The sequence below is a fragment of the Bradyrhizobium sacchari genome (assembly GCF_002068095.1).
In the GTDB taxonomy this organism is placed as follows: domain Bacteria; phylum Pseudomonadota; class Alphaproteobacteria; order Rhizobiales; family Xanthobacteraceae; genus Bradyrhizobium; species Bradyrhizobium sacchari.
The window spans coordinates 16246-30985 of sequence record NZ_LWIG01000057.1 but is presented as its reverse complement, the minus strand read 5'-3'; the positions used below and the strand labels follow the sequence as shown (position 1 = coordinate 30985).

Annotated in this window: 10 protein-coding genes and 1 pseudogene; 3 read left to right on the top strand and 8 right to left on the bottom strand. The window is 57.8% G+C overall.

Going from position 1 to position 14740, the window contains the following annotated elements; all coding sequences use genetic code 11:
• Positions 1-459 precede the first annotated feature (459 nt).
• Complete coding sequence (locus A5906_RS35240) at positions 460-990, top strand: VanZ family protein (RefSeq protein WP_430642440.1); 531 nt, start codon at positions 460-462, stop codon at positions 988-990.
• Positions 991-1812: 822 nt separating this feature from the next.
• Here the strand turns inward: A5906_RS35240 and A5906_RS46255 are convergent.
• From A5906_RS46255 to A5906_RS35200, 8 genes and pseudogenes are all read right to left on the bottom strand, one after another.
• Complete coding sequence (locus A5906_RS46255) at positions 1813-2082, bottom strand: NAD-dependent epimerase/dehydratase family protein (protein WP_347337635.1); 270 nt, start codon at positions 2080-2082, stop codon at positions 1813-1815.
• Between the two features lie 66 nt (positions 2083-2148).
• Positions 2149-3522, bottom strand: a complete 1374-nt coding sequence (locus A5906_RS35225) for a polysaccharide biosynthesis/export family protein (RefSeq protein ID WP_080139708.1) — start codon at positions 3520-3522, stop codon at positions 2149-2151.
• A 558-nt stretch (positions 3523-4080) separates the two neighbouring features.
• A complete protein-coding gene (gene asnB, locus A5906_RS35220) occupies positions 4081-5931 on the bottom strand; it encodes an asparagine synthase (glutamine-hydrolyzing) (RefSeq protein ID WP_080139707.1) in 1851 nt (616 codons plus the stop codon).
• Between the two features lie 118 nt (positions 5932-6049).
• Positions 6050-6817 carry a class I SAM-dependent methyltransferase gene (locus A5906_RS35215; RefSeq protein ID WP_245327063.1) on the bottom strand — a complete coding sequence of 256 codons (768 nt, stop codon included), beginning with the start codon at positions 6815-6817 and terminating at the stop codon, positions 6050-6052.
• Between the two features lie 114 nt (positions 6818-6931).
• Positions 6932-7060: pseudogene (locus A5906_RS46525) on the bottom strand (Trm112 family protein); the annotation flags it as partial.
• Positions 7061-7523: 463 nt separating this feature from the next.
• Positions 7524-9068, bottom strand: coding sequence for a lipopolysaccharide biosynthesis protein (locus A5906_RS35210; RefSeq protein WP_136615711.1), 1545 nt, complete (start codon positions 9066-9068; stop codon positions 7524-7526).
• The gene (locus A5906_RS35205) at positions 9065-10195 is read right to left on the bottom strand and encodes a glycosyltransferase family 4 protein (protein ID WP_080139704.1); all 1131 of its coding nucleotides are present in this window, start codon (positions 10193-10195) and stop codon (positions 9065-9067) included. The genes A5906_RS35210 and A5906_RS35205 overlap by 4 nt, the downstream gene beginning before the upstream one ends.
• Complete coding sequence (locus tag A5906_RS35200; RefSeq protein ID WP_161495468.1) at positions 10192-11625, bottom strand: O-antigen ligase family protein; 1434 nt, start codon at positions 11623-11625, stop codon at positions 10192-10194. Before A5906_RS35200 ends, A5906_RS35205 begins: the two co-directional genes overlap by 4 nt.
• Before the next feature lie 1346 nt (positions 11626-12971).
• Between A5906_RS35200 and A5906_RS35190 the strand changes: the two genes are divergently transcribed.
• Together A5906_RS35190 and A5906_RS35185 are read left to right on the top strand one after the other, a co-directional pair.
• Positions 12972-14084, top strand: coding sequence for a Gfo/Idh/MocA family protein (locus A5906_RS35190; RefSeq protein WP_161495467.1), 1113 nt, complete (start codon positions 12972-12974; stop codon positions 14082-14084).
• Positions 14071-14730, top strand: coding sequence for a sugar transferase (locus A5906_RS35185; protein WP_080139701.1), 660 nt, complete (start codon positions 14071-14073; stop codon positions 14728-14730). The genes A5906_RS35190 and A5906_RS35185 overlap by 14 nt, the downstream gene beginning before the upstream one ends.
• Positions 14731-14740 lie beyond the last annotated feature (10 nt).

Here is a 14740-nt window from a genome sequence, read left to right as displayed (position 1 = left end):
GCCATTGCGATGCCCTCAATCGCGAGGAAAGCAGAGATATTGTTTCCAAGAAGCAGCGCTTAACAACTGCCATGGATGGGTACTCCCTGTGCGGATCAGCCTGCACCAACCGCTATTTGAAATTGTATGTCGAGCGTCCAATGATATTTCGCACCTAATCGGCCTGTGCCGATCCAGAGCAAAGCGCGCAAGCCCGCATCGCCGAGCCGTTGCAGAAAGGCCCGGATTTTGGCTCAGTGTCCGATCCTTTTGGAGTACTCTCCTTTCGTTCACGCACATCAGGAATTCTGCACTCGTATGTCGGGAGCAGGTGGTAACGATCGACCTAGTGTCCCAGCGCTCGGAGCCCAGCGCCGCTACATGATGCAATCGCGTACGAACACACCCTGCTGCAGTCCGCAAGCTCAGCGCGGGCAGGTCGATCTGCTTCGAGCCGGGAGCCTGTAGCCGACTGGATCGTTGAAGGTTCGCGGCCTAGGCGCGGTGTACGAAGAATACTTGCTGAAGGGGGCGGTTATTGACGTTGCCGTTGTCGCGGAGTGGAGGGAGCATGTTCTTGAAGTCGAGTCTCAGAACCCCCCGGCTGGGGCTACCAATCGAGACGCTCTGGTGATTATTAGCGCTCTTCTTCGGTTCGTCGCGTGGCTGCTCGCGGCCGCTGTCACTTTCGTAACGCTCGGACCTCGGGACGTTCGGCCTCACCCTGTTTTCGGACAGCACGCCGATCACGCGCTCGCCTTCCTTCTGGTCGGGATCGTCTTCGGGCTTGCCTATCCGCAGCGCCGCTGGACTGCTTCAGTGGTTGCCGTTGCGTTGATCGGCCTGCTCGAGATCATGCAACTATGGGTGCCGGGACGGCACGCGAGGTTTGGGGATTTTATGGTCGACGCGCTCTCGCTCTGCGTCGGCTTCGCGTTGCTCGCAGCTGCCGACCGGATCATGGCGCAATTTGGCGGAGATCCCGACCAATTGACGCGCGAACGTCCTTAACGGGCAGGCTGATCGGCCTCGAAGGCGTCCTGCGAGCCACATGCCGGGGCGGATCGGCTCCTTCTCTCAAACGCGGCGAGCCGCGCACGTCAGCCGCTGCCACGGCCAGGCGGTTTACCGGCGTCTACCGTTGGCACGGCGTCGCTGATGCGCGAGCCGGCGAGGAGGTCACAGTCGAACCGTATGCAGATTGTCAGCGGAGCTGACTGCGAGACAAACGCGCAACGCTCAATCGAGCTCAGTGCATTGGTGCGCGGGAGTTCCGGCGCCGCTTGGGTCGCTGCCGCGGATCGCCAAACTTGAGCTCGGCAACCAACCGCCAGAGTTGAACCTCGTGGCCGTCCGCCAACCGCCCAGCCCGCTCGGTCGCGGACGCGTCATCTGGGCAGTGAAGGTTGACCACGCCCCCCAATTGGCCGTGTTCGTCCAGAACGAATGCACGATAGTGTGGCATCGGAAATCCCCATGCGAGAGCATCTTACCTGTAGCCTCGCTCTGCGGCTTGGAGATTTTGGGTCATTACGAGCTACCTCTGATGAGCGGTATGCTTTGTCGTACACGCTCATTCGGTCGGAGCCTTCGCTGCCCGTTCGAACACCTTCGGGCACACACTCAGCCGTGACGGCGGAAATGCCCGGACCGCTCCTGAAATTTCGGAAGCTCGCTACCATTATAACCGTCGGGGTTTTGCAGCTGCCAACCCCAATGGTTCGTATACATTTGCTACGACGACCGGGTCGATCTCCAACCCAATACCTCGCGCGCAGAGGTCGGGTCTGCAAAGCAGACGGCGACGTCACCGGCCCGGCGCTCCCTGATTTCTTAGGGGACCGAGCGCCCGCTCGCTGCCTCGAATGTGCGAACGACGTCCAGAACGCTGCTGCCGTTGCCCGTGCCAAGATTGATCGTGAGCACGCCGGGCCGTCCGAGGTGGCGCAAGGCACTCAAATGCCCGGATGCGAGATCGACTACATGAATGAAGTCGCTGATTCCGGTGCCATCGGGCATTTCATAGTCGTCTTCCCAATCTGCAGCAACCTGCGCCACAAACGGTAGCAAGTGGTTGGGAACGCCCAGCGGGCGTTCTCCGATGAGCCCGCTTTCGTGCGCGCCAACCGGATTGAAGTAGCGCAGATTGGCGATCCGCCAATCGTCTTATCATCTCTGCCCCACGCGCACCGAATCGCCTGCGGTCGCATCGGTCCGGCTTGTCCCTGATGGAATATCTGAACTGCCTACCCTTCGGGGAGGGACGGCAGGACCATCCTGGTATTGGAGGCTGACCTCCACGGCGTCACCCGGTTGCAACTCGGTATCTTCGCTTGCGATGATCCGTTCCGGCCCCTTGTCACCCTTCCGGACGATGGCAATCTCCGCGTGGTTTCCGGCGCCTCGCACGAGTTGTGATCGAACCATCGCAGTGTATTGAAGCTTCTCGCCGACGCTCTGCAGCTTCTCGCGAATTTGATTGAGCTTCACGCTGGTATCTTGCAGCTCGCGGAGCAGGTCGAGCCTCCGCTGGTCATCTAGTTTCGCCAGCTTCCTGACGAACTCGTCCTGCTGCTTCTTGACTTGCAGCAGTTGCGCAGAGGTTTGCAGCTTCCGGGTTGATGACAGCAGCACTGCGCGACGCGCATCCGTAACGCGAGGGCTGATCAAGGAACCCTTGCCGAAGAGCTCGGTCACCTTCTGCAGTTCTTCAAGATCTCCCTGAAGTCCTTCTTCATCCTTCTTCTGCTGCTCTGACAGCACGCGGACCTCGTCGTCTCCCTGTCGAATGCCGCGCTGAAGGTACGTCTTTTCCTGCTGATAATCACTCTGCTTGGTCTTCAGATACTCCCCTTCTGCATTAACGATTTCCGAAATCGCCGATCGAGCTAAGGGCGCGTCCATCAGAGCGCCTGGAGTGATATGGGCTCCCTCTCCAAGTTCGGTCTTGATGCGCCACATACGCGCTTGTTCTTTGGCCAGTTCTGTCCAAAGCGAACCATATTCGCTTCTCAGGTCTGCTGACTCGAGATACGGGTTGTTCATTCTCATATGCATGATGTCGTAACCGCCCGCCACCGCGACGACTTGGCGTGCGGTGATAGACGGACGATAAGGGTACTCACCCGGCTTTGATACATCGCCATTTACGTATACAGGCTTGTATTCGGCGATGATCGTCGTGACCTCGTCTGCGTCGATCACGACGACCGTCTCACGTCCATCGGACGTCCTCTGTCGAAATACCTTGCGCGCAAGTGCAGCCCCGATTTTGGCTCGGATCTGGGGCAAGGGCAGGCCCGCCACTGGAAGCGTTCCGACCAGTGGCAACGAAACATTCCCGTCCATTTGCACGGGGGCACGATGCCGCAGCTCCGGCACGCCCGCCACCGCAACCTCCAGCACATCTCCGACGTTTACCAGATATTCCGCCTTTGCTTGAGTGGCGGAAATTGTCAGGCCAACAGCCACCAAGGCCCATTTGATGCAACGTCCCAGGTCGCTGCCAGAATAGAAGCTATTGCGCAGTCTGGAGTTCGGCATGGCGTCATTCCCTGTACGAACGTCGTCACCGAGGTGAAAGTCTTTCAAATTTGGTGGCGGAAGGCAGCACGTGAACGACCGTCCGAGTAGCCGTTCCGACAGGCGATCCGCAAGATTACGTTCCGTTCTCTCATTGACGTCCAACCGCTCGATGCCTTCTTCCGCACAGTTCGATTGATCGGTTCTCTATCATGCTCATCGAACCCATCGGGACGGGCGCTTCCATTGCCGCCCGAATCTAGTCTCGCGTGGTCGCGGCTCAATCGACCATCGTAGTTACCCACTTATTGCCCGTTTTGCCGGCCTCCGCTAAGCTTCCGGCACATCCGGTCGATGGCGGCAGGGCGACCGCAGGCCGTTGGAAGGGGCAGATTGGCCGCTCTATTGCTATTGGCGGCAGGTGCCGAGTTCCTGTTCGTAGCCGGTGCGGACTATGGATGCGCAGATGACGACAGTACGGCCATCGCGGACGAACGCTTCACCGCCGATGATCACGCCGGCGCCAGGATCCGCCGAGCGCAGGCACTGCTGGTGAACACGCTCGAACCGAGTTGCGAGCTATTCTGGCACGGAAGCACGATACTCACGGCGCCACATCTCGACCATCATGAGCTGAAATAAGCGGCGACTTCCGCGCTCTGTCGAACGAAGTCTTGACAGGAGGCGCGTCAAAAATCGTTTTTCAAAAAGTGGCGAACCGGTCGCGATGAGATCGTCCACGAGTGGCCTCCAAGGCCCCTGGAACCATTCATGCAGAGGGATCGAGAAACCCTGCTTTCGGTGACTGTCAAAGTCGGGAGGTAGCCAGCGCTGTGCAAGAGCACGCAAAATGATCTTTCTTCGAGCATCCTGGACTTTGAATCTTCCGGGCAACCGCCCAAAAGCAAACTCGACGATTCGATAATCCAGAAGCGGCGCGCGCACCTCCAGGGATGTGAGCATGCTGGCCCGATCGACTTTGACGAGAATGTCATCCGGTAAGTAGCTGCGAAACTCGGCGGCACAAATCGCATCTATGCCACCGCAGACTGTTTCCAATCCAGCGCGGCGAAGTTCCGGGGTAGCCGACATCGGCCGGCCGGTCAGTCGCGACCGCGTAATCGGATCAAGTAGTCGCGTCAGCGCTGTTTGTGGCTCATTGCAGCTGAGTAGCCCCATGATCGCGTTGCGTCCTTCGAGTCCCAACGGTATCGATTTTGCGGCAAGTGCCTCCAATCCGAGCCGATGCAGACCAAGCTTCCGTAGCTGCGCGATCTTCAGAAGCCAAGGATGATGAATGTAGCCACCGAAGAGTTCATCGCCGCCATCGCCTCCTAGGGCGACAGCGCATTCCTTTCGAATTGCGCGACTCACCAGATAGGTGGGAAGCACCGAGTTGTCAGCGATAGGCTCGTCATATTGACGGATGAGTGAAGGCAGGAACTCGCCCGAGCCCGGCTCAGCGACGAGTTCAGTATGGTTTGAACCGAGATAATCAGCGACCCGACGCGCGTGGTGCGACTCGTCGAAGCTCGGATAGCCTGGAAACGCGACGTTGAAAGTGCGAACAGCCCGCCCCGAACTCCTGACCGCCGCGGCAGTCACGAGGCTCGAATCAAGGCCACCGCTCAGCATGATGCCAATCGGCACATCAGCGATGAGCTGGCAGCGCACGCTCTGCGTCAGCAGTACGTCCAGATCGCTCGTGAGCTCTTGCAAATCGCTCTGCGCGGTGTTGGTGGAACGTATCGGTAGGTCCCAATATCTGCTGATCCGCAGTCGATCCAGATCGGGTTCGTAAGTCAGCCAATGCCCCGGCGGTAGCTTTGCGAATCCGTCGAAGATGCAAAGTGACCCCGACACGTAACCATACGCCAAGTAATCGTCGAGCGCCTCGCGATTGATGCTCCGTGGGATCTTCGGATCAACGAGAATAGCTTTCAGTTCGGACGCGAAAGCAAACCGGCCATTCTTGTGCAAATAGAATAAAGGCTTTTCGCCGGCCCGATCGCGAGTAACGAACAGGCGTCGTTTGGTGCCGTCCCAGATCGCGAGCGCGAACATTCCGACCAAACGATCGAGACACGCGGGGCCCCACGTTCGATACGCGGCGATCACGACCTCGGTATCGCTTGTGCTGCGAAAACTATTGCCACGCGCCTGAAGTTCGGCTCGAACTTCTTGAAAATTGTAAATCTCACCATTAAAGACAATTGTTATCTGGCCATCGTCCGAGCTCATTGGCTGATGGCCGAGAGGGCTGAGATCGATTATGGCTAAGCGCCGATGACCTAAGCCTACCCGCCGATCAGGACTGAGCCAGGTACCAGCGTCGTCCGGACCGCGGTGTGCGAGCGCATCGCACATGCTTTGCACCAATTGAAAGCTAACCGGCTTCTCGGCCTCGACTATACCGGCGATTCCGCACATGCTTGCCCCGAGCCTTTTCAAAGATAATCTAGTTAGCGCGTACTCGTCGCCCACCTCGTTCCAGGCGGTGTTCGGTGCGGTCCTGGTTTATTTGTGTCCGCGTGGGCGCAATTGGATACTAGCTTCGTCCTAACTGGGAGGTTGTCGCGTGAATTTCGATGCCATTGTAACCGACGACCACTTCAACATCGTTGAGGCCTGCCTCATTACACCAGCGTCGCACCGCGCCGAGTGTTTGAGGTTGGTCGAACTGAGGTGACAGCATGTCGAACGTGTCGAGGTATGCCCAATCCTTCAGCACAGCATCATCGATTGCGCCTTCTTTACCGAGCTCGCGACTGTAATCCGCAACGAGTAACCGCCAATTGAGGGTCGGGCCGATGCGCGGAATCGTGCGAACAACGCGGGCGGTGGGCCACATGAGATCGACGTAGCGACGGACGAGCCGGTACAGCCGCTCTGGCGGTACCCTGCGCGTCAGCGGCCTTACCCAGTACTTAGTCCCAAGCACGTAGTTCGTAAATTTCTTCTGATATACGTCCGCGACGAGACGGCCACCTGGTCTCAGATGGCGAGGGAGCGACAAGAAAGCTTGCCTCGGATCGGGCGTATGTTGCAGGACTCCGAAGCAGAAGAGACGGTTGGCGTACTCGTACGGGAACGGCATCTGCGTGATGTCGCCCTGGACGATCAGCACGTTTTCGTTGTGGCCGTTGGTTGCGAAGTTTACATCCGCGGCCACACTCATATCGAGTGAAAGGAGCGTCGCTCCGGTTGAGGCTGCTATCTCAGTGAACCTTCCCGATCCGCTGCCCGGCTCGATCAGAATCTGACCCTGGAGATTGTAGGGCCAGCGCGTCTCTTCGAAGAACCTCTGCTTGGACAAAGCACGTCCGCTTGTCGCGTCGTATTGCGTACGTGCATGCTCCGTCCATTCAAGTCCGAAGCTAGCAGCGTAATTCTCCTCTGGTACGAAGCGCGGAACCGAACGGACGATTGGATAAATGGAACCGCATCGTTCGCACTCCAGGGCACCTTCGGTGATCGCACCCTCGGAATTGCCGTCGACGATTGTGAGCCCAGACCGACAGGACGGACAGCAGAGGTGTACAATGTGCTCCGTGCGCATCGGCGTCTGACCTCATGTTAAACCACGAGTCGCGCGATATTGAACAATCCACGGTATCGTAGTCGATACGTGAGAGGAAGAGCAGTCAAACGTGCATGCGTCGTACCCCCAAGGAGAAGCATTTGCCCAATGCGACGATTGAAAGCCGCGGATGCGGAACAAGGATTGAGTGGGTCGACAATACTAATCATTGCAGTTGCGAGCTTGGGACGGCATCAAACGGTCCACCGTAGAAGACGGCCCGTCCGTCGCTCCCGATGACAATGCCTGCATGCGTTGCGGCAAGGCTCAAAGCGGCCAACAGCGTTAGACCCGTTCGACGAATAAACCTTGCGGTCCGGGCACTCTTTCCCAGGCATGAACTGCCCTCGCGGCCCAGTGCGAATCGTCATCGTTCGTTCGGTGTTGAACGCAGTCGCCTTTCTTCCATACATCCTCCGACTGCCCTTGAATTTCACAATTGCTAAACGCGCTCTTCGCCCGCGCCGAAAACGAGAGGTAGCACCGAATGATGGACCTTCGTGAGCACGAACCCAAGCAGCACGGTCGTCATAAACGCCGAAGACTTCGCCACGAGTCGCAAAAAAACGGATGTGTCTAGCTCGGAGGAGACGATATGAGCGACAAGTACACCGACGGAAACCACGAAGGCGACTTTCCAGGTCTGATCCATCGGTATCAATTTGGCGATACTGGTTCTGAGCGCCGTGGCGACCTTGATCAACGCCCACCACTCCCAAAGAACTAGACCAGTGATGCTTCCTGCAACCGCACCGGCGAGGCCGAACAACTGGAGACCAAGGATGCTCAAGGCAACTGACAGGAAAAGCGATATCGCGCTTAGCGTGGCGGCCTGCCGGCCCAATCCTAACGCCCAAAGAAGCTGGCCGGCCCCGAAAACAGTTGCGATCTGTCCCAAGGAATAAATCCGCATGAGCGGCGCTGCCCCGAGATACTCGCGTGTATAGATCAGTTCCACAAGGTCGTCCGCGGTCGCGATCAGCAACCCGAAGAGCGGCGGTAGCGTGCATGCCAGCAGCAGATACGCTTTCGACACCAGCTTGCGGGCGCCATCAACGTTGCCTTCGCCCACCAAGGAACTGAAGTTAGGCAGAAGCGCGTTACCTAGAGGCTGGCGGGTCAAGGTTCCGAGGAGCATGGCCGTCGATGCAATCGAGATGAGTGCAAAGGCCGAGCTGGAAAAGCTCGCTGCCACGACCCATTGACTGGCCTGCCCACGCAAGGCGAAAAGGCCATCGGCCATCGCAAAGGGCAGCGAGTACTTAAATTGCGCGCGGGCCAACTGGCCGTCGAATCCGAGACCCCGTTCCTGCGCGGCAAAGAGGGCATAGAACACGGCAAGGCCGACCTTCAGCATGGCCAGGCCGCACATTACCACCAGAATCCAACCGACATCGCCAGATGCGACTGCTGCACCTCCCAATGCTGCTGTCCTGATTATCGCAAACCCGATCGTTACGCAGGCCCCCCATTGCGCTTTTCCGTCCGCCGTCGGCAAGACATCAAGAATCGACGCCAATATCCAGATGCCAACGAAGATCTGAACGAGGGGCGAGTAAGGCCGGAGGCCTCCAATCGAACTCGGCAAGACGGGCATCAGCCCTAAAAGCAGCAGAATCGAGAGCCCCCCAAGAGCGGAGAGACTTGCGAACGTATTACCCAAGAGCTTTCGGCGGGTTCCTGGAGCGGCGCGCGGCAGGAAATAGAACAGGGACTGCGGGAGGAACAGGGGAAAGAGGATCAACCCCGTTTGTGCGAGCAGCCACATCAGGCGGTAGTCCCCGAACTCCTGCTTGGTCAGGTGGCGGACCAGGATGACAGGCACCGCCAACTGCATGGCATATTCGAGCAATCCTGCAGCCGCGAGAAATCCTGCCTTCCGGCGAATACCCGATCCCATGCCGCGCGCGCGCCTTCTGTATGCGGCCCGCTCCAGGAGGCTTTCGCACTTCCTGCAAAGTGGAGCGGTTTGCTCGGCGCGCGTCATTTCTTCCTTCGGCGAACCGCTTCCTCGATGGCTGCGACGTAGGGCTTCAGCACCACGTGATCGCCATGCACCCGGTCCATATAGTTCCTGCATCGCGCGGACACCTTTCGCCATTCTGTTTCATCGGCAATCAAGTGCTCAGCAGCGCAAGCCATCTCATCGATGGACCGGAGAGAGACGCCCAGGCCTTCGCGACTGATAAGTCCACCAGGATCAAAAAAAGATATTACAGGAACGCCGCGACTCCAGGATTGAAGAAAGGAATTCGGAAATCCCTCCGCGTCGGAGGTATTGATGAAGACCTTGGCGCGGTCATAGAGGTCACCTACGTCGTGATAAGGCACGCGACCGCAAAACGTCAGGTTCGGCTGTTTCTTCGCGGCAGATTCGATCTTGCTGTACAGATCGGAAAAACCCGGTTGTGGACCACCGACCATGTGAATATGCCGGGACGGCATGTGACGCGCCAACTCGATGGCGAGTTCGGGTCGCTTGAAGGGAAGCAGGTTGCTGACCCAAAGAACGTCCAAGTCGTGTTTCTCACGATCCAGCTGCCGGCCCGGGGCATCCACCAACGGGTCGGCGACCACGCTCATCACCCCGTAATTTTCCATGAGCGCGCGTTGCTGGCCGGCGTGCTGGCAAAGGATAGTATGAGCGTGTCTCAATCCAAATTTGTACAGTTGCTTGTCTCGCGTATAGAGAATGCTCAGTCGATTAGGTTTAGGATCGGCATCGTTGTCGTGTGCTAACCGGTGTATGAAGCCACGTCCATGTCGGCGGCAGAACATCGCGACCAAGCCGACAAGCCCACCCTCGGTACTCGTGTAGTAAACGTCGGCATCGGCCCGCATCAACGCCGCCCACGTTGCGGTCAAACGGGGATAAGCAAAACGAAGTACCGGAAGACCCGCATCCGGACGATACGCTTTGTAGGTTGTGACGCCATGCCAGGCTGCTGCGTCTGACTGACCGTAATCCCAGACGACCATGGAAACCTGGTATCCATGGGCAACGAGTGCTTTCGCGAGCAACGTCTGTTGCAACTGCGCCCCGCCATTACCATGGTGGTTGTATTCGCGGGCAAGGACCGGAAGGTTGTCGAAACCGACGAAACACACCTTCATGGCGGCGGTCTCTTGATAGAACCCCTCGATTGGGCCTGATGACCGAGGGCGAGCCCGTAACATAGCCATAGGGCCGCCTGCGGGGGAGTCGGAGTAAATCGACCGTCAGTGAATCCGTCGGCTGCAAGGCACAACAGGCCAACCATGCAGCCTTCAAAAACACCGCGCCATTGCGGATCGACGTGGTGCTTGGACAAATGACTAAACGTCCGCCATACCGACCAGAAGAAAGCCGCCACAACCACAACACCCACTATTCCGAGATCAAGGGCGACGGCAAGATAGGCATTATGCGGATGAGCGACCGGAAGCATGAGGCCACGGAGGTTCGGGGTCGCCCACAGCGTCGAGTAGAGGCCTCCACCAATAATGGGCGCCTCCCAAAAAGTACCTATCAATACGAGCCAGAGGTCGAGCCGACCAGCGGTTATAGCCTGTTGGTCCCCGGTTGCCAGTCCGGTCGATGCCCGTTCGATGAACGCGTCGGGCAATAGCAATAGAACCATCACGATTGCAAACAGCGCTAGCAAGAACTGACCCATGCCTCGCTGTTTCCACATGTAGGAGCCCAGTATGATGGCAATCCCAACGAAAGCGGCCCGAGAGAAAGTCAACGCGGCCATCATTGCGGCAGCGCCGGCGCACGCCAGCAGTATTGCACGCGACCAGGGCGCAGAGGTCGCTAGTGCGGCGTGGAGGAGAATCGCGAAGCCAATGTTGGCCAGCAGGCCGATTTCATTGGCGTGTAATCCGATCCAACTTAGAAAATCTCTGTCGCCAGCCGCCAGGCCCTGCAGGCTGATGCCATCGATAACGAAGTAACCGGCAATTACGACGAAAAAGGTAGTGTAAGCAGCTGCTAGAGCCCAGATTACGGGGCGTCCATTGCCGCTTCGGGAAAGAACCGCCGCCAACCACGCCACGGCCAGCATTATCATCGACTTTGCAAAGTCCAGCAGATATGCGGTTTTTGTTAGGGGCTCAAGGTTAGGAAGTACGATCGCCCTTTCCACCGAACCGACACCGAGGCAGGCGCCAAGTGTCATGATGCCCACATAAATCCAGAATGTAGTTGGGAAGCGGACGAATTGAATATTCTCTCGCCTGAATGCGGAAGCCGCGAACAACGATAAGAGTGTTAGCCCAAACAAGATATTGAATGGGTTCAATCCGGTTATCTCGAAAAGTTCTCGTGGAACGAGCTGGCTCGAGGCGAATGGTAACAGAAATGCGAGCAGCCAAACGCCTTTCCGATAGTCAGCAAAAATGATCAGTGCGAACAAGAAGCTGCAATAGAGAAGACCGTAGGCAGACGCGCCGAGGAATGCTGCCACGCCACCGATCAGCGCCGCGGAAATGCCAAGGAGTACTAGAGTTAGAATGCTAACCCTCAATTGAGAGGCATGGTCGAGCGTCAGATTCGTTGACATTGGTTGGTTTACCGACATTCTAGGTCTATGCCGACTGGTTTCGGCTTGGCAAAACTGTCCTGCAGGTATCTGCTCGCTGTTGCAGGTATGTGCTCACGGTTAAACACTCATCGCTCAAATTGACGACGACATGAGCCAACAGCGCCAGCGTCAGTCCGGAAAGCCGAACGGCTCCCGGCTTAAGAGCGAGGCCAAGCATAACGTTCCGATCATGGCGGTCAATCTACCCACGGCTGCGCCAAATATTCCAACAAGAATCATGAGCGATGCTGGTGGGTACTCCGCGTGCGCGCGCAGGTACTCCCGGCTGTGTACCTCAGAGGAGGTAGGTAATAGTCTCTGTTTTCAGCAGCGCGTGTGCCAATTTCGACTGAACGCACGATGATGACAACGGATCGCCGTAACACATTCTACGAACTCCTCAGCTCGGGTCTGATAGAGCAAAGTCTTTCGAGGCCTTTCATTGAGCTGCCTTGCGATCGCGCTGAGCTTGGCCCGGCTATACAGGGACATATCGATGGCAGGCGGAAGATACTGGCACAGCATCCATCTCTGCTAAAAGATTAGAGTGTTGCATTGCACCGATCGGTTGAAGCAGGCTGAGCTCCTTAACGTGCGGGGCGCCTTTCAATTGCTTGAGGTGCAGAGGAAACAGCTGAGGGAGGAGGTTCAGAAGGCTGCCTCCAGGTTCGGAGCTTTTCGGCTGCAGTCTCGATCTGTTCCATCAATGATCAGCACTCAGGCGTGCGAACGACCATGCGAATCAATGTAGGGCTCCATGGCGTAGCTATAAAGGTCCGGAAGCAGCATTGACCGAACAGTTACTGAGGCTGACGTCGGCCACGCAATCGCAAGACGTCTGCGGGATTGTGAGCAGTTTGAGAGCAACCAATGCTGAAAGGGATGAAAGTGGCTCCACGAGCCAGGCGAGGCGATCTCTCGCCGAGCTCATCCGCAGTTATCAGGACACAATGGCTGCTCGTTTCAAGCTGACGCAATGGAGGCACAGCTTCGCACAGAGCTCCGGAGTGCAAAAAACGAGATTGCCGGTCTCTCGTCGAGAGACGGAATACGATGAGCTGAGCCGCGACGTGACGCTGGCGGTGAGCGCTACCGAGAGTAAAGTGAACGAACCACCGAAGAGCGGATCAACACGCGTATAGGCCTTGCGAATTGCGCAATTGGCCACAGAGTGTTTCGCCTTCCTCAACCGATCATTGTCCTGGCGCCCGGCCCGGTAGTACTCCCAAAGAGCGTAGATCATTACCCATGTTCTTCGACAGCCCGCGGGCCAGATTGATTATCTTGAATGAACCACGATGACGGCCTTCAAACAAGGAGCCAACATGGCGAATAAGGACGCGGAAAATCAGACCGCGAACCGCGGCCCGTCGCTCGCGGTCATCGGTTGCGGTTACTGGGGTTCGAAACACATCCGCGTCAGCTGCGATATACGCGACGCAAGGATGGCGATGGCCGTCGATCCGCGCCCTGACAGATTGGAATATATCCGTTCACAATATCCTTGTGTCGCCGTTTCGCGTGATATCGGCGCAGTACTGAATAATCCTTCTATAGACGGGGTCATTGTCGCCACCCCTGTGGACACGCACTTTGAATTGGCGCGGGCTGTGCTCCAAGCCGGAAAGCACGCGCTCGTCGAGAAGCCGATGGCCATGACGAGCGCGCAATGCCGCGAGTTGAATGCGATCGCCGAAGAGCGCAAGCGTGTGCTAATGGTCGGGCACACGTTCGAGTATCACCCGGCGGTCGGCGTCATGCGCCAGATGATCCAGAGCGGCTCTCTTGGCGAGCTCTACTACATTGATTCGCGGCGCCTGAATCTTGGTCTCTACCGGCAGGACGCCAATGTCCTTTGGGACTTGGCCCCGCACGACCTCTCGATCATCTTCTGCTTGCTGGAGGAGGTGCCTCAAACCATCGGCGCCTGGGGTTGCGCGCACGTTCTGCCCAACGTTGAGGATGTTGTTTACGCCAAGATGGGCTTCAAAAGCGGCCCGACCGCCCATGTGCATGTTTCCTGGTTGGACCCGGTTAAGGTACGCCAGATCACGGTCGTCGGAAGCGATGCGATGCTGGTGTTCGACGACGTGCAGCCGTCCGAGAAAGTGCGCGTTTACCAGAAGCGATTCAGGCCGCGGATCGACGGCGATTCCTATGCCGACTTCCAGTCGGCCTATCATCACGGCGACGTGCATATCCCCGCGATATCCAGCAGCGAACCGCTGAAACTCGAGATACACGACTTCGTCAATGCGATCATGACCGGGAAACGGCCGCGCGCGGACGCAATGCACGCGCTGCGCGTTGTCGAAGCGCTCGAGGCGGCATCGGCGTGTCTACGGCTCAAGCACAAACACCGTAGCAACGGTAGGGATCAACGGATATTTCGGCGGCGGAACATGCCGGCGGGAGGTCCCGAAATTGCTATCGCATGAAGCCACGCGACGGAAGGTGATCCCGCGAGAATTCGGAAAACGGGCGCTCGACATCGCGATCTGCGTTCTCGCGAGCCCGATGCTGGCCCTCGTCTCCACGGGGGTGTGGATAGCAATCCATCTCGATAGTCCCGGACCAGCGCTCTTTCGCCAACGTCGGATCGGACGAGACGAGAAGCCGTTCACCTGCTTCAAATTCCGAACGCTCCGCCATAACGCCGACGAAAACGTCCATCGCGAGGCGATCCGGCGGGCTTGGGCGAATGAACCCCTCTCGAACGACCCCGCCGCCCCATACAAGCTGACAGACGATCCTCGCGTGACGCGCGTGGGACGGTGGCTGCGGAGAACCAGCCTCGACGAGCTTCCCCAATTCCTCAACGTGCTGCGAGGCGAAATGAGCATCGTCGGTCCACGGCCGGCGATTCCTTATGAACTCGAATACTTCCGTGACTGGCACCATACGCGTCACATTGTGAAGCCCGGAATAACCGGACTTTGCCAGGTGCGCGGTCGGGGTCGTGTCAGCCCCGAGGTGATGCTCGAGATGGACGTCGAATATGCAATGAACTGGACCTTATGGACCGACCTGAAGTTGATTGCCCTGACGTTTCCAGTCGTGCTGCGGGGGCACGGTGCCCGATGACGTTCTCAAG